Origin of the sequence: Ruegeria sp. THAF57 (assembly GCF_903914075.1) — a bacterium.
Taxonomy (GTDB): Bacteria; Pseudomonadota; Alphaproteobacteria; order Rhodobacterales; family Rhodobacteraceae; genus Ruegeria.
This window is the reverse complement of the sequence record NZ_CAIWNQ010000012.1, coordinates 37,305-60,621: the sequence shown is the minus strand read 5'-3', so window position 1 is coordinate 60,621 and position 23,317 is coordinate 37,305. Positions and strand designations below refer to the sequence as shown.

Below are 23,317 nucleotides of genomic sequence, written 5' to 3'. Positions count from 1 at the left end.
TGGTGCGTGACAGCGATAGGAAGGAATAGTTTTCCGGTCATTATGCCATGCGCCGGAATTCGGCGGGGGTCGCGCCTGTCATTTTTCGAAAAGTTCGACTAAAATGACTCTGATCTGCAAAACCGCAGTCAAGCGCGACCACTTTCAGGGGGGCATTACCCTTTCTCAGCATCTCCTGGGCCTTCGATATTCGCTTGCGCAAAACATATGCATACGGTGCCAACCCAAACTCCGCCTTGAACTGACGCGAAAAGTGAAACTGGCTGAAACCGATAGATGCGGCCATGTCTTCCAGACTGAGGTTTTCACCTAAGCAGCTTTCAACGAGATCGATGATTCTCTGCCTTTGAGCAGGGCTGAAGTTCGAGTTTGCGTCGCTGGTCAAAGAGACCTTGGCGTACTGACGCAGAAGGTGAACGGCGATCTGGATGCGCAGGGCGTCGATGATCAATCTCTGGCCGATTCCACCGTTCTTTAGCTCATTCTCTAGCAATTGGATGCAGTTCAGGATACAGGGGTCCTTCGCAGACAGACAATCATTGATCTCAATGGACTTCGGGTCACGATCAAAGACCGAAAGGGCCGTGTTTTCGAGTTCACTGTGACTGAGATAGACGTGTCTAACCGTGATAGGCTCGGACCAACTCCAAGTGGATTCCTCTGCACGCGTGAGCAAGGAAATCCTACCTTTCTCTACGCGCGCGCTTTGCCATGGGCCGCCACTCGTGCGGCGCATAGTGGTTGGCGCGCCATCATATGCAACAATCATATAGTCGCGCATGGGGGGAATTGCCGCGTCTTGTCGCTCATAACGATAGCCCTTCAGGGTAATGCCGTTCCAGTTGCACCCGGAACTGTCCAACGTAGTCGTGCCGGGAATCCATTCGGGTATCCGGTCCGGTGATATGAGCAGTCTTTCCATCTTGGCCTCCCTGAACTTTTTCACGATCGTCCGCTTGAGCTGAAATTTCGGCTTAGGTCGTCTCGCGCATCCGCGGTTCTTCTCGAACGATATTCGCTTGAGTCAATCTATCGATTTCAGCTTCTGTCAGTCCAGCCTCGCTAAGCAACTCCCTACTATGCTGCCCGAAGCGAGGCGGTGCCGCGCGAACCGCTCCGGGGGTACGCGACAAGCGTGCTGGCACGCCGGTGCCGCGGTAGGTGCCAACTGATACCACCATGCCGCGATGTCGGGTGTGTGGATGCTCCAACGCTTCATTCACATTCCGAACGACTCCGGCGGGAATCCCAGCTTTCAAAAGCACCGGCTCAAGTTTGAAGGCGTCATGTTGCACCAGGCACTCTGACAAGACCTCTGTCATCTCTGACCGATGCGCAAGACGCGCGGCATTGTCGGCAAATCGTGGATCGCAGGGCACCTCAGGTAGGCCAAGCACGTCACAGAGTTTTGCGAACTGACCATTGTTACCGATAGCCAGATAGAGTTTGCCATTACTTGTTTCGAACATGTCGTATGGTACGATATTTGGATGCCCATTGCCGGTCGCCATTGGTATCTGTCCGGACATGAGGGAATTAGCCGCTTGGGGATGCATCATGCTGATCGCGCAATCATATAGCGGCACTTCGATGGCTTGGCCCAATCCGGACCGGCCCCGTTCCAAAAGTGCGGCGAGAATAGCGTTACAGGCGATCAGACCGGTGCCGATGTCCACGATGGGCGTACCCATGCGTGTCGGGCCTTCGGAGGGATTGCCGTTGATGCTCATGAGGCCCGTCATAGCTTGTACCACGGCGTCATAGCCGGGAAAACCGCCAAGTGGGCCATCGGAACCAAATCCAGTCACATGGCAGAGTACCAGTCTAGGAAAACGTGCCCTGAGAACATCAGCATAACCAAGCCCCCATTTTTCAAGAGTACCAGACTTAAAATTGTGAACTAAAACATCCGCATCCTGAAGAAACCGCAAAATCAGGTCGCGCCCTTCCGGTTGCTGCAGATCGATAGCGATGGACCGCTTGTTGCGGTTGGCGCCAGAGAAATAAGCGCTGAGTTCATCATTGAAAGGCGGGCCCCAACTGCGGGTCTCGTCGCCCAGAGGCGGCTCCACCTTGATGACCTCAGCGCCATGATCCGCAAGCATTTGGGTGCAGTAAGGCCCGCCCAGCACGCGGCTGAGGTCGACCACCTTGATCCCGTCCAATGAGCCAGCCATCAAAGCGCCTCCTGATAGAGGCGCGACACATCTTCGGCTGTCATGTCGCGCGGGTTGGTCTCCAGCAATCGCGTGATACCGGTCACGACCTCATTAGCCATTCCGGGAATGGCTGCCTCGGTCACTCCGACACCAGAAAGTCGAGACTCAAGTCCGCTTTCGACTAGCATCCGTTCCATCTCGTCGATCAGGCCATGGGCCGCAGCCGCATCAGAGTTGAAAGGCCGCGAGGGCAGTAGTAACCGCGATAGACGAGCATATTCAGCTTCTGCAACGGGCATGTTGAACCTCATCACTGGTCCTGCGACCAGAGCGTTTGCGTGCCCGTGAGGAACCTTGAAACCTGTTCCAAGTGGGTATGACAAGGCATGAATCGCCCCCACGCTGGCATTAATGAAGGCCATCCCAGCCAGTGTCGCCCCCAACAGCATGGCCTCTCGCGCTGACAGGTCCGAAGGCGTTTCCATGACGATTGGTAAGTTCTGACCGAGAAGCACCAGCGCTTTGTCCGCCATTCCATCGGAAATGGGATTCTTTCTGGTGCGACTGGTTACTGCCTCAATGGCGTGAACCATTGCGTCTAACGCCGTGGCCGCTGTGATGTGACGAGGCATTCCCAATGTTAGCTTTGCATCTAGCAAGGCAACGTCAGGCAGAAGCTGCGGTGCATATACCGCTTTTTTTTCGTGGCTTTCCGAAGTCAGCACGGACACCCATGTTACCTCTGATCCGGTCCCTGCCGTGGTTGGCACCTGGATCAGTGGCAAGCGTTTATCGGTGACCTGATTAATCCCGATCATGTCCGTAATCGGTTGATCGTTGGCTACCGCCGCTGCGATGACCTTGGCAGTGTCCAGTGAACTGCCGCCGCCAAGTCCGATGATTCCGTCAGCACCAAAGGCCCGCGCGACCTCTACCGCGGCCTCGACGACAGCGATCGGGGGGTCCGCTTCGACTTTATGAAAAATCTCAACCTCGATGCCAGCAGCCCTAAGTGAGGCGGCTGCCTCGTCCGCAAAACCACAGGCCAATATGCCCGGGTCCGTCACGACCAGCGCACGGGTGCAAGACAAATCTTGCATCAGGCTGCCGATCCGGCCAAGCCCACCGCTCTCGCAGACGATCCTCGGGGTGGAAAGGAAATTGAAGTCCATAGTTTGTCTTCGCTCCTGTTAAGCTGCTGCAGTGCGGATCATATTCCGCGCGATCAGTATTTGCTGAATCTGGGTTGTCCCCTCGTAGATGCGGAAGAGACGCACATCGCGATAGAAGCGCTCGACCGCATATTCGGCCATGTATCCTGCACCGCCGTGGATTTGCACTGCGCGATCGGCCACTCGACCTACCATCTCACTGGCAAACATCTTGCAGCAGGCAGCATCAGTCGACACGTTCTGACCAGCGTCCTTGCGGCGTGCTGTTTCTTCGATCATGCAACGCGCTGCGAAGGCCTCGGCGCGACTGTCAGCCAGCATGGCTTGGATCAGTTGCTTTTCAGCGATGGGTTCACCGAATTGTTTGCGTTCCATCGCATAGGATAGGCTGTCACGGATCAGCCGTTCGGCGGCGCCCACACAGACGGCAGAAATATGCAGTCGGCCCCGGTCAAGGACTTTCATTGCTGTCTTAAAGCCCTTGTTCAGACGGTCCGGCCCGCCGATAATGTTCGCGGCAGGCACGCGGACATTGTCAAGGATGACGTCGCATGTGTGCGAGCCCTTCTGCCCCATCTTCCTGTCAGGCTGGCCAAGCGTTATGCCTGGCGTCCCTGCCTCGACGAGAAAGGCGCTTACGCCGGCAGAACCTTCCGCCTCTGGATTGGTCCGGGCAAAAACCGTGAATAGATCGGCACGCGGTGCATTGGTAATGTAGCGTTTCGTGCCGTTCAGAAGGAAATCGTTACCGTCACGCCGCGCCGTAGTGCGCAGACTGCCAGCATCCGACCCAGCATCTGGCTCGGTTAGGGCGAAGGATGCGATCATATCTCCGGACGCGAGAGCTGGTAGATACTGCGCCTTCTGCTCGTCGGTTCCATCGATGATGATTCCCTGAGAGCCGATCCCGTTGTTGGTGCCAACTAGCGACCGGAACGCAGGCGAAGCCTGGCCAAGAACGAAAGCGGCTTGCACTTCCTCTATCATCGACAAGCCGAGCCCGCCGAAATCTTCCGGGATCGACATGCCGAAAAGGCCCATCATGCGGATTTCATCGACCAGCATCGGCGGAATCACATCCTCGTCGGCGACGCGATCCTCGTAAGGGATTAGTCGCTCTTTCACGAAGCGGTCGAGCGCGTCGAGAAACTGGGAAAGGGTATCTTTATCAAGGGCCATGATGCTCTCTATTGTTCAGGGTGCGACCGCCGCAACGCGGCGGACAAGATCGACAAGGCGGTGCGCGACGTCGCTTTCGATCCAGTCGCGCGTAAGGGTTTGCGAAGGGCCACCGCAGTTGAAGGCAATAATGGGTGAGCCGTCCTTCGGCACGAAGGGCACCGCTACAGCGTTCACATCACGTTTCCACTCCGTGAAGGACGTGCAGTAACCGTGCTGTTGGTAGTCTGCGATAGCTGCTTCGATTCCGGGCTGCACATTCGGCCAGTTGTCGCCTTCATGTTCCTCCACAAGGGCCAGAATTCTGGCCCGCTCATCCGGGTCGTGCGCCGCTATGCAGGCGCGACCAACCGCGGTCGTGGCCAGTTTAATATGGGCACCAACCTCGATCGCCAGCGTGACGGCATTAGTGCCCTTGCACCGCTCCAGATAGACCATCGATAGCCGGTCACGACTGGCCATGGCCACCGGCATGCCTGTGTAATCAGCCAGCTCCTGCATAAAGGGCTTCGCCAGTTGCCGCAGCGGAATCCCTGCAAGGCAGGAGAAACCCAACGAAAGCACTGGAGGGGCCAGTCGATAACGTGCTGTATCCGGGTCGTAGCTGAGGTATTCCAGCTTGTTCAGTGTATAGGCCAGCCGGGAGACCGTCGATCTGCTCAGGCCAGTGCGCTCGGCCAACTCACCATTCCCCAGAGCTTCCCCTTCCCGCCGAAAGGCCCGCAACAGCTCCAAGCCGCGCGCCAACGCCGTGACAAAATCGCGGTCCTGTCTCTCGGCGTCCTTGGTGCGGTCTTTCCTTGGTCTCACGACATCCCTCCTCGGGAAGAATTATGCGTCTTGAAACACATCTAAACGATCGATAACGTCCGCGTCAATACTGTGGTAAACTTTTCCGCTATGCGGAAAACTAAAGTCGTCCATCTGGTCCCCTTCGTGCCGGATCCTGCGGATGACACAACTGAGCGAGGGCATAACGCCATGAAAGAAATGAATTATCCGACCATCCAGCACCTCATCGGACGGGACTGGATCGCTTCTCCCACGCCGGAGGATCGTGCAGTCATAAACCCTGCAAACGGGCAAACTATCGGACAGATTCCGCAGGCTAGCGCCGCAGATCTGGACCATGCGGTTCACTCGGCCGAATCAGCTTTTCGCCGATGGAAAAACAGCTCTCCCATGGAACGAAGTGCAATTTTGCGACGGTTTGCCGACCTGCTGCGCCAAAATGACAGACTGATCGCTGGCTGGATCACTCTCGATGAAGGCAAGCCGCTGGCTGAGGCCTTGGCTGAGGTCCGCGCCTCAGCTGACCACGTCGACTGGCACGCCGAGGAATGTCGGCGCATTTATGGGCGCATCATTCCATCGCGCAGCCCGGGGGTACAGCAGCTTGTCGTGCGCGAACCGATAGGCGTCTGCCTTGCCATCACGCCTTGGAATTTTCCGCTGAGCCAAGCGGTACGCAAGGTCGCGGCGGCGCTTGCGTCAGGTTGCACGATGATCTTGAAAGCCCCGGCAGAGGCTCCGGCGGGCTGCATGGCAATTGCGCGCTATCTGCTGGATGCAGGCTTGCCCGAAGGCTGTCTGAACCTTGTCTGGGGTAATGCGGCCTTCATTTCGGAAACTCTTATTGCGCGCCCCGAGGTGCGCAAGATCACCTTCACCGGTTCGGTCGAGGTGGGCAAGCATCTGGCAGAATTGGCTGGCCGCCACATGAAGCGGGCGACGATGGAACTCGGCGGTCACGCGCCCGTATTGGTGTTCGACGACGCCGATGCCACGGCCGCGGCGCGCGCCTTGGCGGGCAACAAGCTGCGCAATGCAGGCCAGGTGTGCATCGCCCCAACCCGGTTTTACGTACAACAAGGCATCTACGACCGATTTCTGTCCGAGCTAGTTTCAGCATTTGAGAGCGTAAAGGTGGGCGATGGTTTAACCGAGGGCACACAGATGGGGCCATTGTGTCATCGCGGACGCGTGAATGCGATGGAAAAGCTCGTCGAGGATGCCCGCGAAAACGGCGCACGGGTGTTGACGGGAGGCAAAAGGCTTGGAAATCATGGTAACTTCTATGCCCCGACAATCGTCGATACGCCCAACGACGACATTGACTTGATGCGCGAAGAACCCTTCGGCCCGATTGCTGTCGTCTCGTCTTTTCGTGACATAGAGGACGGACTGTCGCGGGCCAACGGGCTACCCTTCGGGCTGGCGTCCTATGTCTTTACCAATTCGTTAGAGCGTGCAGATAAAGCAGCTGCGGGTTTGCAGGCAGGTATGGTAAGCATCAACCAGTTCGGCCTCGCTCTGCCCGAGACTCCGTTTGGAGGCGTGAGAGACAGCGGCTATGGGACTGAAGGCGGGACGGAAACCTTCGAAGGCTATCTCATTACCAAATTTATCTCGCGCAATCGCGCGCCAGTGCTGTGAGGATGCCCATGCCTGTTGAATTAAGCTTCTCAAATGACGCAGCAATTCTGACCATAGACAATTCGCCGCTTAACCTAATCAACGCGGAGGTTCGGGCTGGAATACAACACTGTATCTTCAAAGTCCTCGAAACTGGGGCTACCAGGCTGATTATCACCGGCACAGGAACGACCTTCGTCGCGGGCGCGGATGCGAAGGAATTCGGTAAGTTGCCTGTTGATCCACAACTAAATGATGTGCTGATGCAACTTGCACACCTCCCGATTCCTACTATCGCAGCAATCAACGGGGCTGCGCTTGGTGGGGGACTAGAGATTGCTCTGGCTTGCTGCTATCGCATCGCCTCAACTTCTGCCAAACTGGGCTTGCCAGAGGTAAACTTGGGGATCGTGCCTGGCGCAGGGGGAACCCAAAGACTGCCGCGACTTATCGGTATTGAAGCTGCGCTTGACATGATTGTCACCGGGAAGGCTGTTTCCGCCGAGCAGGCACTGAAAATGGGACTGATCCAGCTGCTAGCCGATGACCCGCTTGGCGCGGCCATAGCTCTCGATGACGATGTACTTGAGGCGGCACAGGCACCCGACAATCTTCCTTCACCAAAGCCAAACCACGTCGCAGCGGAAGTCGCCCGAGCGCATGTAGCGCGGCGTATGCCTGGCCAGAATGCCCCGCAGGTTGCGGTGAACCTAGTCGCGACCAGTGCGACGACGCCGCTGCACGACGCACTAGCCAGCGAGCGCTCTGCGTTTTTGGACCTTCGTACCTCGGATCAGGCGCGGGCCCTTAGGCACGTTTTCTTCACCGAGCGTACCGCAACCAACAAGGGGCGCGCCTACCCCCGACCTTCCCGAGATGCTGAAACCGCCATCGTGGTCGGTGGTGGCAATATGGGCGCAGCTATTGCGTACACGCTGGCGACCGCAGGGATCTCGGTGACTGTCGTCGAACGTAGTGCCTCGTCCGCCGAGTGGGCCAGTAAAAACCTGCAAAAGCTGATTGATCAGGGTATCAGTCGCGGTATTCTGTCCGTCGATGCGGCAAAGACGGTTGAAGACCGGCTGGTTACGGTCTCAGGCTATGACGCTCTGCCACCAACCGATCTAGCAATCGAGGCGGCCTTCGAGGATTTTGCGGTTAAGACCGCGATCCTGACCGAACTCGAAGGCGCACTGCCACCCGAGACCATCATTGCCACAAACACATCCTATCTCGATGTAAATCGGCTCTCTGATGGGTTGAAACACCCGGCACGCTTTGTAGGGATGCATTTCTTCAGTCCTGCGCATATTATGAAACTTCTGGAAGTCGTCAGGAGCGACCGAACGTCAGACGGAACATTAGGTGCAGCACTTGTGCTGGCGCACAGGCTTGGTAAAATCCCGGTACTGTCTGGTGTTTGCGATGGCTTCATCGGAAACCGAATTTTGTCGAGCTACCGTCGCGCCGCTAATCGCCTTCTGGTGGAGGGGGCTAATGTCGACGAGATCGACGCGGCTATGCGCGGATTCGGTATGGCGATGGGTCCATATGCTGCACAGGACATGTCGGGGCTGGACATCGCCTACGCGAATATCCGTCGCAAGGCAGTTGCCGAAGGGAACTGCTGTGGTCACGTGCCCTTGGTCGAGCGGCTGGTCGAAAAGCACAAACGCCTAGGACGCAAATCGGGCGCCGGATGGTACGACTATGGGCCAGACGGCAAACCCTCACATTCGGAGCTGGTCGCTAGCGAAATACTCCGTGTCTCAGAAGAAATGAACTTCACTCGCCGCGAGTTCTCAGCTGACGAAATCGTAGAAAGGCTCTTGCTCACAATGGTGGCGGAAGCCTGCGATATCCTTGACGAAGGCGTAGCAGAAAAACCGCAAGACATCGACCTAGTAATGATTCACGGCTACGGATTTCCCCGCTGGCGGGGAGGCCTGATGCACCACGCCAAAAATATCGGCAAGGATCGGTTGACCGCGCTGTTTAGCGCGCTTGTCAAAGAGGACCCTTGCGACTGGAGGGTGCCTCGTTATTTAGAAAGGGTTTTCGCGACCTGACGGTCAAAGTCCCGCGCCATAAGGCGCTGCCCCAGCAACTTAACACAGTGCATCTTCGTCTCGACGCGGCTTAGGCGGTGATGGTCTTCCAAGACTTTGCGTTCTTACCTGGTGGGATAACGGCGTGGACGCCACGGTCCGCAATCGCGTCCTGGCATTTTCGTGTGTCATACGCACCGTCAGCCGTGACACTGCTGGTCTGCCGGGATCTGTTCAAGAAGGTTGGGTAACACTGGAGCGTCACCGATGTGGCTCCCGGTGATCTGAACAGCGCGCACTTCCAACGTTTGCTCGTCGATCCCGAGGTGGATCTTGCGCCAGACCCGTCGCTTGGGGCCGCCATGCTTGCGGGCATGCCACTCACCTTCAAGCTTGATCCCCGTGCTGTCCACCAACAAGTGCAACGGCCCTTTGGAGCCGCGATACGGGATGTTCACGGCCAGGGTCTTCTGGCGCCGGGACAGGGTGCTGAAGTCGAGCACCGTCCAGTCGAGACCGATCAGCCGCAACAGGCTCTCGACGAACCCGGTCGCCTGTCGCAAGGCCATGCCGAACAGGACCTTCATCGAAAGACAGGTCTGGGTCGCGGCGTCGCTGTAACTCTTCTGCCTGTCGGCACGGCCTCCCAGCTCATCTCGGGGTCAAACCAGATCGTCAGCGAGCCACGGCGCTTGAGCGCTTCGTTATAAGCGGGCCAGTTCATGGTCTTGTATGTCGGGGTTGTCGGTCTGCTCATGCACCTCAGCTACCACGCTGGATTCATAAGATGAGTCCGACACGGGATTTGTGCATGCATGCCCCCATTGGTGCAAGTGATTTTTTGAACGGCGCGAGCGTGTGATCGGGTGCGGTCATGTATCAGGCCTCTGTGTGCGGCGCTGATGTAACCGCGGGCCGGTATGGCGATGCGCGGACCAGAGGCATATCAACAAACCGAGCTCGGTGGCTCCTGCACAAATGCTGCTTTCTCTGACCCGGATCTGATCGATCCTTTGCCCTTACTTTTCAGTGACCTCCTCACACTCCCAACTTACCGGGACGTCGTGGCATGCCGTCTTCGCTATGCCATCGCCGCCACCGGATTCCGGTAATCCTCTTGTTTCATTATGATGGCCCAGAGGCCACGCGCCATCTTGTTGGCCAGCGCAATCGCGGCGACCCATGCGCGGCTTGCGGGTTAGTAGGCGTTTCAGCCAGCCATTATTCGGTGTGTCAAACCGCTCGACAGCCTGGAGGACAGCCATAGCGCCAGAGACCAAGAGTGTCCGGAGTCGCGCTGTCGCATCTTCGAGGTCTTCCCGAGCCGGGCTTTGCCGCCCGTCGAGTGCTGCTTCGGCACAAGCCCAAGCCAGGCGGCAAAATCGCACCCGCGCCGGAAGGTGGCCAGGTCACGGGCAAATGTCTCGATCGCAAGCGCCGTGACAGGAACCACGCCCGGCATGGTTTGTGTTCGGCGCACCAAGTCGGCTTTCTTGGCGGCACATCGCATCTTCGCGTCAAGCTCTGCAACACGCGTATTCAGCCCCTCAATCTGCCCCAGATACATCCGGCCGAGGTCACGAACCTCAGCATGCAGCGCGGTGTCATCACCTGCGATTGCGTCCGCGAGTCGCTTGAGATGGGCAGGCCCGCGGGCCGCGACCAATCCGTGTTCGGCGAGGTGGCCGCGTAAAGCGTTGATCATCTGGGGGCGCTGGCCGACAAACATCTGCCGCGTGCGAAACAGCATGGCACGGGCCTGCTGATCTTCCGTCTTCACTGCGAAAAAGCGCATGGTTGGACGCAATGCAGCCTCCAAGATGGCCTCTGCATCGGTCGCATCATTCTTCTGGCGTTTGACGAACGGCTTCACATAGACCGGCGGTATCAACCGCACGTCGCACCCCAGCTTCTCAAATTCGCGGCCCCAGCCATACGCCGTGGCCACGCCTCCATGGCGATCATGCATTTGGGTTGCTGTGCCACGAACGCGAGAAACTGGCCTCGTGAAAGCTTTTTGCGAAACGCGACTGACCCATCATTGTACGCACCATGCAACTGGATAACGCGCTTTGCCAAGTCGACACCGATAATTTTAATTTCGGACATAGATGCTCCTTCCTTCTGTGATGGCTTTTAACGCTCATCATAGTGGCACATTGCGATGCCGTCGGGAGGGGGTATCCACGCCATCAACAGAGCCTAGTAACGGGCATATCTGCCTCACGACAGGCTGAGCACGATCATACTATTTCCAAAGCAGGATTGTTCAATACATGGCGCATTTTTCGCCCTTACTCTGAGATAATTGGCGTATGCCGTTGACCGTTTGACGTCTTCGAGATTGCCGACGTCAGTTGGTGGCTTTGCCAAATGTTATGCTTGGGAGGATAAACATGGAAATCAGTAGAGAAGCGGATACGCTGCGGGCGCTTTATCAGAATTGGACCGATCAGATGGTCGAGAACCCAGACCTGACGATCGCGAACCTGCGCAGCATGTTCGATGAATGGGGGCAGCCCGCACTAGAGCCGGAAAACGTTAGCTACAAAAGCGATCATGTCGGAGGAGTTGAGGCTATCTGGGCCCTACCAGCCGGGGCAGATACCTCGCGTGTAATTGTTTACACTCATGGTGGCGGCTTTGCCGTCGGCTCAGCCGATAGTCATCGAAAAATGGCAGGGCACCTCGCTAAGGTGCTTGGGGTTACGTCGGTGATCCTGCACTATCGGCGCGCACCCGAGCACCCATTTCCGGCGCAGATCGAAGATGCAGTAGCCGCATACAAAGCGCTGCTGGATAAGGGTTTCAAGGCAAGAAATATTCTGACGGCTGGCGACAGTGCTGGCGGCAATCTTGCCATCGCCAGCGTGCTGAAGTTACGCGAACTTGGGTTGCCACTGCCCGGAGCGGTCATCGCCTATTCGCCCTGGCTCGACATGGCGATGCGCGGGGAAACACTGGAAACCAACGCGGAAACCGATGCGCTAGTCGGCAAACCGATCCTCGAAGCGATGGCGGGGATGTTCCTCGGTGAAGGCACGGATCCGCTTAATCCGTTGGCCAACCCGCTGGAGAACGATTTCACCGGTTACCCGCCGCTCTATATCAATGCCGGAGGGGCCGAGACGCTTAAGAGCGATGCCGAACGGTTGCACGAAAAGGCCAAGGCACAGGGCGTAAACGTGACCCTGTCTATCGTCGAAGGCATGCAGCATGTCTTTCCCGCGCTTTCGGGACGCGCGCCCGAGGCAAACGAGGAACTTGGTCGCATCGCCGCATGGTATCGGGCCCTCTGAGACCTGTACTCGCACTGCATTGCGGTGCGGTGCGAGACAAACCCCTACGAAACATTCATCTAGCATCTCACCCGCAATCTGCGGGGCGGAGCGGTCTTACTCTGGGAGGAGTGATATGAACATTCAGACTGAGAATACTAAAACGGTCGGAGCGGATTTTGACGCAGTCGTCATTGGCGCGGGCTTCGGCGGGCTTTACGCTGTCCACAAACTTCGCAACGAGCAGGGACTGAACGTCCGGGGCTATGACAGCGCCAGTGACGTTGGCGGCACCTGGTGGTGGAACCGATATCCCGGTGCGCTGTCAGACACGGAAAGCTATGTCTATCGCTATTCTTTTGACAAAGAGTTGCTTCGAAAAGGCCGCTGGAAAACCCGGTATCTGACCCAGCCCGAGATCCTCGAATACATGAACGAGGTAGCGGATCATCTCGATCTTCGACGCAGCTACAAGTTCGACACCAAAGTGGATGGCGCGCACTATAATGAAAAAACCGGTCTCTGGAACGTGATCACTGATAGTGGTGAGACAGTTACCGCAAAATACCTTGTCACTGGCCTCGGTCTCTTGTCCGCAACGAATGTTCCAAAATTCAAGGGCATCGATGATTTCAAAGGCCGTATCTTACACACAGGTGCCTGGCCCGAGGGAGTGGACTTGAGCAACAAACGCGTGGGCATTATCGGCACCGGCTCGACGGGTGTTCAGGTTATCACTGCAACGGCACCAATTGCAAAACACCTGACTGTTTTTCAGCGCTCTGCACAATATGTCGTGCCGATTGGGAACACCCCGCAAGACGATGCTACCATCGCCGAGCAAAAGGCGAACTACGATAATATCTGGAATCAAGTGAAGAATTCTGTTGTGGCCTTCGGCTTCGAAGAAAGCGCCGAACCCGCCGAAACCGCCTCGCCCGAGGAACGGGAGCGGGTCTTCGAAGCCGCCTGGCAGCGCGGCGGTGGTTTCTATTTCATGTTTGGCACCTTTTGCGATATTGCGACCAGCCAAGTGGCCAATGATGCGGCCGCTGACTTCATCAAGGGCAAGATCAAGCAAATCGTGAAGGACCCCAAGGTCGCAGAGAAACTGACGCCGAAGGACCTTTACGCCAAGCGCCCGCTTTGCGGAAACAACTATTACGAGGTCTACAACCGAGACAACGTGACCCTCGCCGACGTGAAGGCCGATCCGATCGCAGAGTTCACTCCGAACGGCATTCGTCTCGAAAGCGGCGAGGAGCATGAGCTTGACATCGTAATCTTTGCCACTGGTTTCGATGCGGTCGACGGCAATTACGTCAAAATGGACCTCCGCGGACGCGGAGGCGTGACCATGCGCGACACTTGGAAGGAAGGCCCACTCGGTTACCTCGGCATGATGGAGGTAGACTTCCCTAACTTCTTCATGATCCTTGGCCCTAATGGCCCCTTCACTAACCTGCCCCCCAGCATTGAGACGCAAGTTGAATGGATCGCTGACACGATTTGCGCAATGGAAGAAGAGGGGGTTCAAAGTGTGGAGCCAACCGTGGAGGCGCGCGACGCTTGGGTTGGCACCTGCCGTGAAATCGCCGACATGACACTCTTCCCCAAAGCTGAAAGCTGGATCTTCGGCGCAAATATCCCCGGAAAGAAGAATGCGGTGATGTTCTACATGGCCGGGATTGGCAATTATCGCAATGCCATTAGTGCGGTTAAGGAGGAAGGTTATACATCCCTGATCCGCGACCGCACTGCCGAGAAGGTGTAAAGAATTCCGTCGGGCATTAAGAAAACCCGGCGGAAACAATTAAATTTGTTCATGAACACTCAGGAGAGAACTATGGGACGGGTATCCGGAAAAGTCGCACTGGTAACAGGTGGCGCCATGGGCATGGGAAAAGCCCATTGTGAAACGCTGGCACGTGAAGGCGCGCATGTATTTGTAACCGACCGTGATACGGAAGCGGGTGAAAGCGTAGTAAAAGGTATCATTGGAGCCGGAGGGAAGGCGGAATTCATTCAGCATGACGTGACGCTTGAAGAAGATTGGAAGAATGTCATCTCCACGGTGCAATCAAGTGCTGGTCGACTTGATGTGCTAGTGAACAACGCTGGCATTCTCATTCTGAAGCCGCTCCACGAAACCTCGCCTGACGAATTTGACATGACGATCAACGTCAATGTACGCGGTGTTTATCTCGGTATCCGAGCCGCGGTTCCATTGATGAAAGAGACCGAAAAAGCATCAATTATCAATATTTCTTCAATCTATGGGATTGTTGGTGCCGCTTCGGCGGGAGCCTACATTGGATCCAAAGGCGCCGTACGGATGTTGACCAAATCCTGCGCAGTCGACCTGGCCGAAAGTGGCATACGTGTCAATTCGATCCATCCCGGTGTCATCGATACTCCCATGACAAAAGATCTGCTACACGCCGACGAAGAGACCCGGCAGGCAATTCTGGGGGCCACGCTGCTCAAGCGGCCAAGCAAACCTGAAGAGGTTTCGAATGCGGTCCTGTTCCTCGCATCGGATGAGTCATCGTTCGTTCACGGAGCAGAGATTGTAGTAGATGGCGGTTATACTGCGAATTGACAGAGACACATCCCAAGTAACGGCCTGGAACCCGGGCCGTTACTGCCATTGCAAATTTCCAAGACGATAAACGCCAATGAAAATAATTGCACCTATAAAACACCTAATTGATTACAACGTGAAGGTTCGCGTTAAGGCGGACGGTAGCGGAGTTGGTCTCGCGAATGTGAAGATGTCGATGAACCCGTTCGACGAGATTGCGGTTGAAGAGGCGATCCGTCTGAAGGAAGCGGGCAAGGCGGACGAGCTTGTCGTCGTGTCGATCGGCGTGAAACAGGCGCAGGAAACGCTGCGCACGGCGCTGGCGATGGGCGCGGACCGGGCGATCCTCGTCGTGGCCGCCGACGACGTGCACCAAGATATCGAGCCGCTGGCGGTGGCCAAGATCCTAAAGGCCGTGATCGACGCCGAGGCGCCGGGCCTGGTGATCGCGGGCAAACAGGCGATCGACAACGACATGAACGCGACCGGCCAGATGCTGGCGGCGCTGCTGGGCTGGGGTCAGGCGACCTATGCCTCTGAGGTTGCGATCGAGGGCGAGCATGCCGTCGTGACCCGCGAAGTGGACGGCGGTCTGCAGACCATCAAGGTGAAGCTGCCGGCGATCGTCACCGCCGACCTGCGCCTGAACGAGCCGCGCTACGCCTCGCTGCCCAACATCATGAAAGCCAAGAAGAAACCGCTGGACGAAAAGACCGCCGCCGATTTCGGCGTCGATGTCACGCCGCGCCTGACCGTCGTCAAGACGGCAGAGCCCGCCGCGCGTTCGGCCGGGGAAATGGTTGGCTCGGTCGACGAGCTGGTGTCGAAGCTGAAAGAAAAGGGGATCGTGTAATGGCTGTTCTTCTCCTTGCAGAAATCGCCGGTGGTGCACTGGCGCTGGACGCCACCGCCAAGGCGGTGACCGCTGCCAAATCGCTGGGCGATGTGACCGTTCTGGTTGCGGGCCCCGCTGCCGCAGGCGAGGCCGCGTCGAAGATCGACGGCGTGGCAAAGGTTCTGGTGGCGGATGACGCCGCCTATGCCAACGGCCTGGCCGAGCCGGTCGCCGATCTGGTGGTCAGCCTGGCAGGCAATTATGAACATATCGTTGCTCCGTCCACGGCGAGCGCGAAAAACATCCTGCCGCGCGTCGCGGCGCTGCTGGACGTGATGGTTTTGTCGGACGTCACCGCCATCGTGGACGGGTCCACGTTCGAACGCCCGATCTACGCGGGCAACGCGATTCAGACGGTAAAGTCCAACGATTCCAAGAAGGTACTGACCGTCCGCACCACCGCCTTCGACGCGGCTGGCCAGGGTGGTTCGGCCGCCGTCGAGGCCATCGCAGCGGCCGGCAACGCGGGCCTGAGCGCCTGGGTCGAGGACAAGGTCGCGGCGTCGGATCGTCCGGAACTGACCTCGGCCAAGATCGTGGTCTCGGGCGGTCGCGGCGTCGGTTCCGAGGAGAACTTCGCGATCATCGAGGGCCTGGCCGACAAGCTGGGCGCGGCGGTCGGCGCCTCGCGCGCGGCGGTGGATAGCGGGTTCGCACCGAACGACTGGCAGGTCGGCCAGACCGGCAAGGTCGTGGCGCCCGAGCTGTACATCGCGGTCGGGATTTCCGGGGCAATTCAACACCTTGCAGGCATGAAGGACAGCAAGGTCATCGTCGCCATCAACAAGGATGAAGAGGCCCAGATCTTCCAGGTCGCCGACTACGGCCTGGTCGCAGACCTGCTCGACGCCGTCCCGGATATGACAAAGGCACTCTAAGAATGACAAACGTCTACATCTGCGATTACATCCGCACACCAATTGGTCGCTATGGCGGCGCGCTTTCTTCTGTGCGAGCCGACGATCTTGGTGCAATCCCACTCAGGGCCCTGGCCAGCCGAAACCCGAAGCTAGATCTAGCGGCCATTGACGAAGTGATTTTCGGCTGCGCCAACCAGGCGGGCGAGGACAACCGCAACGTCGCACGCATGTCGCTGCTACTCGCGGGATTTCCGGATTGTGTCCCTGGCACGACGATGAACCGGTTGTGCGGATCGGGTATGGACGCCGTAATCACAGCCGCCCGCGCGATCAAAGCTGGAGAAGCCGATCTCATTGTTGCTGGCGGTGTGGAAAGCATGTCTCGTGCTCCGTTTGTGATGCCAAAAGCTACAACTGCATTCTCGCGCGAAAATTCTGCTGAAGACACCACCATCGGCTGGCGCTTCGTCAATAAACAGATGAAGAGTCAATACGGCGTCGACAGCATGCCTGAAACGGCCGAAAACGTAGCGGAAGACTTCAGCATCAACCGCGCCGACCAAGATGCCTTCGCCATGCGTTCGCAGCGAAAGGCGAGAGATGCCATGGCGAACGGTCGTTTGGCCCGTGAAATTGTCCCGGTAGAGATTCCTCAGCGAAAGGGGGAGCCAAAGATCGTCGTACAGGATGAACACCCTCGCGCGGGTACGACTTTGGAAGCGCTCGCCCAACTGAAAACTTTCGTAAAAGCGGACGGCACTGTAACCGCTGGGAATTCTTCGGGCGTGAACGATGGTGCCGCAGCATTGATCCTTGCCACCAGCGACGTCGCAAAAAAATTTGGCCTCACACCGATCGCAAGGGTCTTGGGCGGCGCAACCGCGGGCGTCGCACCGCGCATCATGGGTTTCGGGCCGGCACCGGCGTCGGAAAAGCTGATGGCGCGACTTGGACTGAAACAAGAAGACTTCTCGGTAATCGAACTTAACGAAGCCTTTGCTTCGCAGGGTCTGGCCACACTACGGCACCTGGGGATCGCGGATGATGACGCCCGCGTGAACCCGAACGGCGGCGCTATTGCTCTCGGCCATCCGCTTGGCATGTCAGGTGCCCGCATCACTGGTTCAGCGATGCTGGACCTCAAACCTGGAGAAAAGTCGTTATCGACCATGTGTATTGGCGTGGGACAGGGGATTGCAATCGCGCTCGAAGCTGTCTGAGGTGCCGCGACAACCACAAAACTAACATAAGTCTAATTATGCGTTTAATTTCTTGTAGCCGGGCACATTCTAAACTGGCTTGCGATAAATGCCCTATCTTGCTGGAAGCGCAACATCACGGCGGTCACAGATCATGAATTGAAAATGATCTGTGACCGCCTCAACGCAACACCCAGAAAATGCCTCGGATGGAAAACGGCCGAAGTGATCCGGGAAACTCTGACGACGGACAATCCCAACATGAGTCGCAGTTCAGATATCGCTCACAGATAACCGTCGCGGACTTTGCCGCTAGCGGTTTCGAGTGATACCATTTCGACCCAATCCTACATGTGAGCTTCGCGGTAAACACAAGGTATCAATTGTTACCTTTGTTGCACACCCCGATTGGCAGAAAATTAGTTTAATAGAAATTTCCTCGGTGCGCACCTCATAGAGTGACCGGGAAAGGGGCGCCGCGTCAGTCGGTCGTGAAGGGAGAAATGAAATGACCCAGCTAGATTTAGCCAGAAACAGTCAGGCGGAGCGCCGGGTGAGGAAACTGGTCGAATACCGGTCCGCGCATTATGCTTCGCATTCGGAGGCAGCGAGTTACTTCACAAACACCCCTGCACGGGTCCAGTTTTGCTTTGCCAACCCGATCATCTGCCGCCTGGGACGCGGTCACAAAATCATGAGCGTGTCGGACAGCGACGCATTCGACTTCATGCCCGGCGATGTCATGTTCGTCCCGCCGGGGCTGGAAATCGACATCGACTTGAGCATGGCGCGCACGGACGCTCCGATTGAATGCGATTGCATCGAGATCGAAAACGAGCGCGTCGAGTCAGTGCTTGGACGACTGAACGAGACCATGACGCGTGGCGGGCACCCGATCGCGATGTCGCTCGACTGGACAGCGTTCTCGGTGTTGCGGGGCGGCGAGGCGGATGAGCTTGATCTGCCGAACCTGATGCGCCTGTTTCGGACCGAAAGAGATGTGTTTTCCGATTTGCGCATTGACTCCAAGATTGACGATCTTCTTCTACGGCTACTCCAGCTTCGCGGGCGTTCCCTGCTTGTCAGCAAATACGGATCGCACGATTCCGGTATTGCGGCGGTAGCCAGCCTCATCCGGGACAACCTGCACCGCCATGTGCCGATCGCGGAACTGGCACGTGCTGCCGCGACGTCGGAATCGTCCGTGAACCGCCAGTTCAAGAAGTACTTCGGCACCACGCCGGCGCGCTTTGCCAACAAGGTCCGCATCGCCGAGGCAAAACGTCAATTGCGCAAGTCTCTGACGCCGATAGAGGCTCTTGCCTTTGAGCTTGGCTTTTCTGATGCGAGCCATTTCGGTCGAACTTTCCGCAAGACCACAGGCGAAACGCCTGCGGGTTATCGTAAGCGCCGTCAGAGACCGCCAAGTATGTTGTCTTGATTGTTTTGTTCCAAGTGTTGCGTGTTTTGTTCATGGCGCAATAATTCTGATCGCATTTTCATATATCCAAAATTCATCTTGGGAGGAAAGAAAATGCTCGATTGGCTTAAGCGAGGCAGCGGGGACACAAAAGTGCCGGCCCGCGAGATGTTTATTGGCGGCGCGTGGAGCGCGGCCAGCAACGAAAAGACATTCGCGACGGACAATTCCACCACCGGAGACACCATTGCGCAAGTCGCGGACGCAACTGCGGACGATGTGACGGCGGCCATTGACGCAGCGACAAAGGCGCAGCCAGACTGGGCGGCGTTGCCTCCTGCTGCGCGCGCAGGGCTTTTTCACCGCGCTGCGGCACTGTTTGTGGAGCGTCAGCAGGATTTCGTGGACATGCTCGTCGCTGAGACCGGCTCGGGCTTTGGCAAGGCGATGTTTGAATGCTCGCTAGTACCGCTGGCGCTCGCCGAAGCCGCCGGGCTGACCACCCGCGAGATCGGCGAGATCTATCCGAGCCAGGTACCGGGGAAGATAAATCGCACGTTGCGCTCGCCCGCAGGCGTCGTGGGCGCAATCAGCCCGTGGAATTTCCCCCTTTACCTGTCGCTGCGAGGCTTCATTTATGCGCTGGCGCTCGGCAACACCGCCGTTCTGAAACCCTCAGAAGACAGTCCCCTGTCCGGTGGCCTGATGTTGGCGGAACTCTTCAACGACGCGGGTTTCCCAGCGGGTGTTTTCAACGTTGTTACGACCTCCCGCGACGGTGCGGCCATGGTGGGAAATGCTTTTGTAGATGACAAACGGATCGCGGTGATGAGTTTTACAGGCTCAACACGCGTCGGTCAGCTTCTCGCGACCGCTTGCGCCAAGGCATTCAAACCGATCGTGCTCGAACTCGGCGGCAAGAACTCGATGATCGTGCGCAAGGATGCCGATCTCGACCGTGCAGTCGATCTGGCATTCTTTGGTTCGTTCCTGCATCAGGGCCAGATTTGCATGTCCTGCGACAAAGTTCTGGTGGACCGTTCGATTTATGATGCGTTTGTCGAAAAGCTTGTGGCTAAGACAGTCAATTTCGTCCCCACCAACCCCGACGAACAGACCTGCGTGGTCGGCCCGATCATCAACACCCGTCAGCTGCGCCGGATCGAGGCCATGGTGGATTCAGCCGTCAAGGCTGGTGCCAAAGCTGAATGCGGCGGCAAGGCCCAAGGACCGTTCTACACCGCTACGGTGCTGACCCGCGTGACGCCGGAGATGGATGTCTGGACAGATGAAGTCTTTGGCCCCGTGACCACCGTGACGCCGTTTGACAGTGAAGATGAAGCCATCGCGATGGCCAATGACACGCCTTATGGTCTGTCTGCCTCTGTCGTTACCGGCGATGTGTTGCACGGTGAACTTCTGGCCGAGCGCATCCATGCGGGCATGGTCCACATCAACGACTCGACGGTCCACGACGAACCGCATTGCCCATTCTCGGGAATCGGGGCTTCGGGTGGCGGCGGCAAATGGGGACCGAAAGGCGCCATCGAGGCCTTTACAACGCAGCGCTGGATCTCGACCCAGCGTCAGCCGCACCCACTGCCGTTCTAGACGCTAGCCGAAAGTAAGAATTGGCCCGCTCCTCATGCGGTGAGGAGCCGTTTGGAGCGGGCGACTATGTCTTTGGGAGGACAATCATGAAAATTTTTTCGAAAGCACTCGAAAAGGGCGATAGGCTGATGACGCTTCAGGCCGGGCTGGTGCATGGCCGCATCGGGCGGCGGGCCTTTATACAGATGGCCGTGGCGGCCGGCGCATCGCTGGCGACAGCCAAAGTCTGGGCACAGGAACTGGGCGATGCGGCGATCACGCAGCGCTATAATGCGCAGAACCTGGCTAGATCCTATGACTATATCGTCGTCGGCTCCGGGTCAGGCGGCGCTGTGGTCGCTGGACGACTGGCAGCCGAAACCGATGCCAACGTACTGGTGCTGGAAGCCGGCGATACCGATCAGATTGACGAAGTACTGAACCCGCTGATGTGGCCCACCAATATCCGTTCCGAACGTGACTGGGGTTATACCGCAGAGGCTTCCGACAAGGTGAACGGGCGTTCTCTGATCCTACCGATGGGCAAGGTTGTTGGCGGCGGATCGTCGATCAACGTGATGATTTGGGCGCGTGGCCACAAGAACGATTTCGACCACTGGGCCGCCGAAACCGGCGATGAGGCCTGGAACTACGAGAATGTGCTGAAGATTTACAAGCGGATCGAAGATTGGCACGGCCCAGCAGATGACAGCCGCCGCGGCACGGGAGGGCGACTTTTCGTCACTGAGGTCGAAGACCCTAACCCGATCGCGCCGGCCTTTCTGCAAGCCTGTGAAAGCGTCGGGATTCCATCCTATTCCGATATGAACGGCGAAATGATGGAAGGCGAGGGCGGTGCGGCACTCGCCAATGTGCGGATCAAGGACGGGATGCGCCGCAACCTGCCCGCCGACTACCTTTGGGAAACGCTGAAGCGCCCGAACATCACACTGGTGACCGGCGCAACCGTCCACCGCGTCGAGCTTGATGGAACCACCGTGACGGGCGTCACTTTCGAGAAGGACGGCGAAGTGATGACCGTGGGCGCGAATGAACGCGTCGTGCTCTCGGCAGGTGCGATCAACACGCCGAAAATCCTGATGCAGTCAGGTATTGGTCCGGCGGCTCACCTCCGCGAGGTTGGCGTGGAGGTAGCGCATGATCTGCCCGGGGTCGGCCAAAATTTCCAGGATCACATCCTCGCCGCGGGCTGCGTATGGGAGTATGACACCCCGCTGCCGCCGCATAACTCGGCGGCCGAGGCGACATTCTTCTGGAAGTCGAATTCCAACCTCGACACACCCGACCTACAACCTTTCCAGATTGAGGTGCCCTACGCATCGGAAGTCCATGGCCCGGCCTTCGAGGTTCCGGCGGGGTCGTGGACTATCGCGCCCGGCATCGTGAAACCGAAATCGCGCGGCGAGGTGCGGCTCACGGGGCCGAACCCCAGCGATCCCCTCTCGATTGACGGCGGCTTCCTTAAGGAAGAGGCCGACCTGACCGCGCTCACCCGCTGCATTGAACTGTGCCGCGAAATCGGCAACTCCTCCCCGATGGCCGAGTTCGTGAAACGCGAGGTGATGCCCGGCGCGTTGTCGGGCGAAGACCTCAAGGACTTCGCCCGCAGCGCTGCCGGGACCTATTTCCACGAAAGCTGCACCTGCAAGATGGGTACGGACGAGATGTCGGTCGTGGATGGGTCGCTGTCAGTTTATGGCATCGAAAAACTGTCGATTGCCGACGCCTCAGTCATGCCGCAGGTCTCGACCGGCAACACGATGGCCCCAACCGTGATCATCGGCGAACGGATGGCCGACATTCTGGTGGGAGCGATCTGATGACTTTGCAAGCGATATTGACCCGACCCGCTATGGCCGCGATTGCGTTGGTGGCGGCGCTCCAGAGCGCTCAGGCGCAGGACTTTTCGGATCGCAAGATCGAGTTGAAGGCCGGGCTGACGGGTGTGTTCTTTGACGAGGCCGCGACCGTCAGCATAGGCGGCGTAGAAGTGCCAGGCGGTGATGCTCGGATCGACGACAATGTCACAGCCATTTTCGAGGTTGGGTACTTCTTTCGCCCGGACATTTCGGTCTGGTTGGGCCTCGGCCTTCCCGCGACAACCAGCCTTTACGGTGCCGGTTCGCTTGAGGCGTTCGGGCATCTGGGCGATGTCACCTATGGCGCCCCAAGCCTGACCCTGCGCTACCATTTCAACACCGACGGCAGGGTATCACCCTATATCGGAGCAGGTGCGGTCTATGGGCTGATCCTCGACGAAGAAGATGCGGCGCTTGCTGACGTGTCGGTCGATAACGGCTGAGGCACGGTGCTGGTCGCCGGTGTCGACTACGCCATCGACGACAGATGGGGCGCTTTTGCAGAGATCAAGAAATCCTGGCTGGAAACCGAAACAGATTTCACAGCGCCCACTGGGGCCGGACCGGTGGTGGGGGGCTCAAAGCTGACGCTCGATCCGGTCACGGTCACGTTGGGTGTGTCGTATCGGTTCTGACGA

The 23,317-nt window shown here is 57.8% G+C and carries 16 protein-coding genes and 3 pseudogenes; 12 read left to right on the top strand and 7 right to left on the bottom strand.

The genetic code is table 11. The annotated features are described in order from the left end of the window. Nucleotides 1-40: 40 nt before the first annotated feature. From RUESEDTHA_RS20105 to RUESEDTHA_RS20085, 5 genes are read right to left on the bottom strand one after another with little or no spacing between them, the layout of a single operon-like run. On the bottom strand, nt 41-922 hold the full coding sequence (locus tag RUESEDTHA_RS20105) for an AraC family transcriptional regulator (RefSeq protein WP_232272173.1): 882 nt from the start codon (nt 920-922) through the stop codon (nt 41-43). 52 nt (nt 923-974) lie between these two features. After that, the gene (locus RUESEDTHA_RS20100) at nt 975-2,177 is read right to left on the bottom strand and encodes a CaiB/BaiF CoA-transferase family protein (RefSeq protein WP_007120591.1); all 1,203 of its coding nucleotides are present in this window, start codon (nt 2,175-2,177) and stop codon (nt 975-977) included. Continuing rightward, a complete protein-coding gene (locus RUESEDTHA_RS20095; RefSeq protein WP_007120592.1) occupies nt 2,177-3,331 on the bottom strand; it encodes an iron-containing alcohol dehydrogenase in 1,155 nt (384 codons plus the stop codon). The genes RUESEDTHA_RS20100 and RUESEDTHA_RS20095 overlap by 1 nt, the downstream gene beginning before the upstream one ends. Nucleotides 3,332-3,349: 18 nt before the next feature. Continuing rightward, on the bottom strand, nt 3,350-4,510 hold the full coding sequence (locus RUESEDTHA_RS20090; protein WP_007120593.1) for an acyl-CoA dehydrogenase family protein: 1,161 nt from the start codon (nt 4,508-4,510) through the stop codon (nt 3,350-3,352). 15 nt (nt 4,511-4,525) lie between these two features. Next, nucleotides 4,526-5,320: an IclR family transcriptional regulator gene (locus RUESEDTHA_RS20085; RefSeq protein ID WP_009804224.1), complete on the bottom strand. Its 795-nt coding sequence runs from the start codon at nt 5,318-5,320 to the stop codon at nt 4,526-4,528. 180 nt (nt 5,321-5,500) lie between these two features. On the opposite strand from RUESEDTHA_RS20085, the gene RUESEDTHA_RS20080 reads away from it, so the two are divergent. Both RUESEDTHA_RS20080 and RUESEDTHA_RS20075 read left to right on the top strand, forming a co-directional pair. After that, on the top strand, nt 5,501-6,946 hold the full coding sequence (locus RUESEDTHA_RS20080) for an NAD-dependent succinate-semialdehyde dehydrogenase (protein ID WP_084658595.1): 1,446 nt from the start codon (nt 5,501-5,503) through the stop codon (nt 6,944-6,946). Nucleotides 6,947-6,954: 8 nt separating this feature from the next. Further along, complete coding sequence (locus tag RUESEDTHA_RS20075) at nt 6,955-8,994, top strand: FAD-dependent oxidoreductase (protein ID WP_040609072.1); 2,040 nt, start codon at nt 6,955-6,957, stop codon at nt 8,992-8,994. Here the strand turns inward: RUESEDTHA_RS20075 and RUESEDTHA_RS20070 are convergent. Together RUESEDTHA_RS20070 and RUESEDTHA_RS20065 are read right to left on the bottom strand one after the other, a co-directional pair. Further along, nucleotides 8,982-9,730 (bottom strand): annotated as a pseudogene (locus RUESEDTHA_RS20070) (IS5 family transposase); the annotation flags it as partial. The gene RUESEDTHA_RS20075 and the pseudogene RUESEDTHA_RS20070 sit on opposite strands and share 13 nt — an antisense overlap. A 324-nt stretch (nt 9,731-10,054) precedes the next feature. Further along, nucleotides 10,055-11,082 (bottom strand): annotated as a pseudogene (locus RUESEDTHA_RS20065) (IS110 family transposase). Nucleotides 11,083-11,369: 287 nt separating this feature from the next. Here RUESEDTHA_RS20065 and RUESEDTHA_RS20060 point away from each other — a divergent pair. From RUESEDTHA_RS20060 to RUESEDTHA_RS20015, 10 genes and pseudogenes are all read left to right on the top strand, one after another. Next, entirely contained in the window at nt 11,370-12,272 is a 903-nt protein-coding gene (locus tag RUESEDTHA_RS20060) for an alpha/beta hydrolase (RefSeq protein WP_017468330.1), read from the top strand. Nucleotides 12,273-12,387: 115 nt separating this feature from the next. Continuing rightward, nucleotides 12,388-14,025, top strand: a complete 1,638-nt coding sequence (locus tag RUESEDTHA_RS20055; RefSeq protein ID WP_009804217.1) for an NAD(P)/FAD-dependent oxidoreductase — start codon at nt 12,388-12,390, stop codon at nt 14,023-14,025. Nucleotides 14,026-14,097: 72 nt separating this feature from the next. Further along, nucleotides 14,098-14,853, top strand: a complete 756-nt coding sequence (locus RUESEDTHA_RS20050) for an SDR family NAD(P)-dependent oxidoreductase (RefSeq protein ID WP_009804216.1) — start codon at nt 14,098-14,100, stop codon at nt 14,851-14,853. Nucleotides 14,854-14,929: 76 nt separating this feature from the next. Beyond that, nucleotides 14,930-15,688, top strand: a complete 759-nt coding sequence (locus RUESEDTHA_RS20045) for an electron transfer flavoprotein subunit beta/FixA family protein (RefSeq protein ID WP_009804215.1) — start codon at nt 14,930-14,932, stop codon at nt 15,686-15,688. Continuing rightward, nucleotides 15,688-16,608, top strand: a complete 921-nt coding sequence (locus tag RUESEDTHA_RS20040) for an electron transfer flavoprotein subunit alpha/FixB family protein (RefSeq protein ID WP_009804214.1) — start codon at nt 15,688-15,690, stop codon at nt 16,606-16,608. Before RUESEDTHA_RS20045 ends, RUESEDTHA_RS20040 begins: the two co-directional genes overlap by 1 nt. A gap of 2 nt (nt 16,609-16,610) precedes the next feature. Next, nucleotides 16,611-17,810 carry a 3-oxoadipyl-CoA thiolase gene (gene pcaF, locus RUESEDTHA_RS20035; RefSeq protein WP_009804213.1) on the top strand — a complete coding sequence of 400 codons (1,200 nt, stop codon included), beginning with the start codon at nt 16,611-16,613 and terminating at the stop codon, nt 17,808-17,810. Between the two features lie 487 nt (nt 17,811-18,297). Beyond that, entirely contained in the window at nt 18,298-19,230 is a 933-nt protein-coding gene (locus RUESEDTHA_RS20030; RefSeq protein WP_040179399.1) for a helix-turn-helix domain-containing protein, read from the top strand. Between the two features lie 93 nt (nt 19,231-19,323). Next, nucleotides 19,324-20,820, top strand: coding sequence for an aldehyde dehydrogenase family protein (locus RUESEDTHA_RS20025; RefSeq protein WP_040179400.1), 1,497 nt, complete (start codon nt 19,324-19,326; stop codon nt 20,818-20,820). Nucleotides 20,821-20,906: 86 nt separating this feature from the next. After that, nucleotides 20,907-22,640 (top strand): GMC family oxidoreductase N-terminal domain-containing protein, encoded by a 1,734-nt coding sequence (locus RUESEDTHA_RS20020; protein WP_040179402.1) that lies wholly within the window; start codon nt 20,907-20,909, stop codon nt 22,638-22,640. Then, nucleotides 22,640-23,314: pseudogene (locus RUESEDTHA_RS20015) on the top strand (OmpW family protein). The gene RUESEDTHA_RS20020 and the pseudogene RUESEDTHA_RS20015 overlap by 1 nt, the downstream one beginning before the upstream one ends. Nucleotides 23,315-23,317 lie beyond the last annotated feature (3 nt).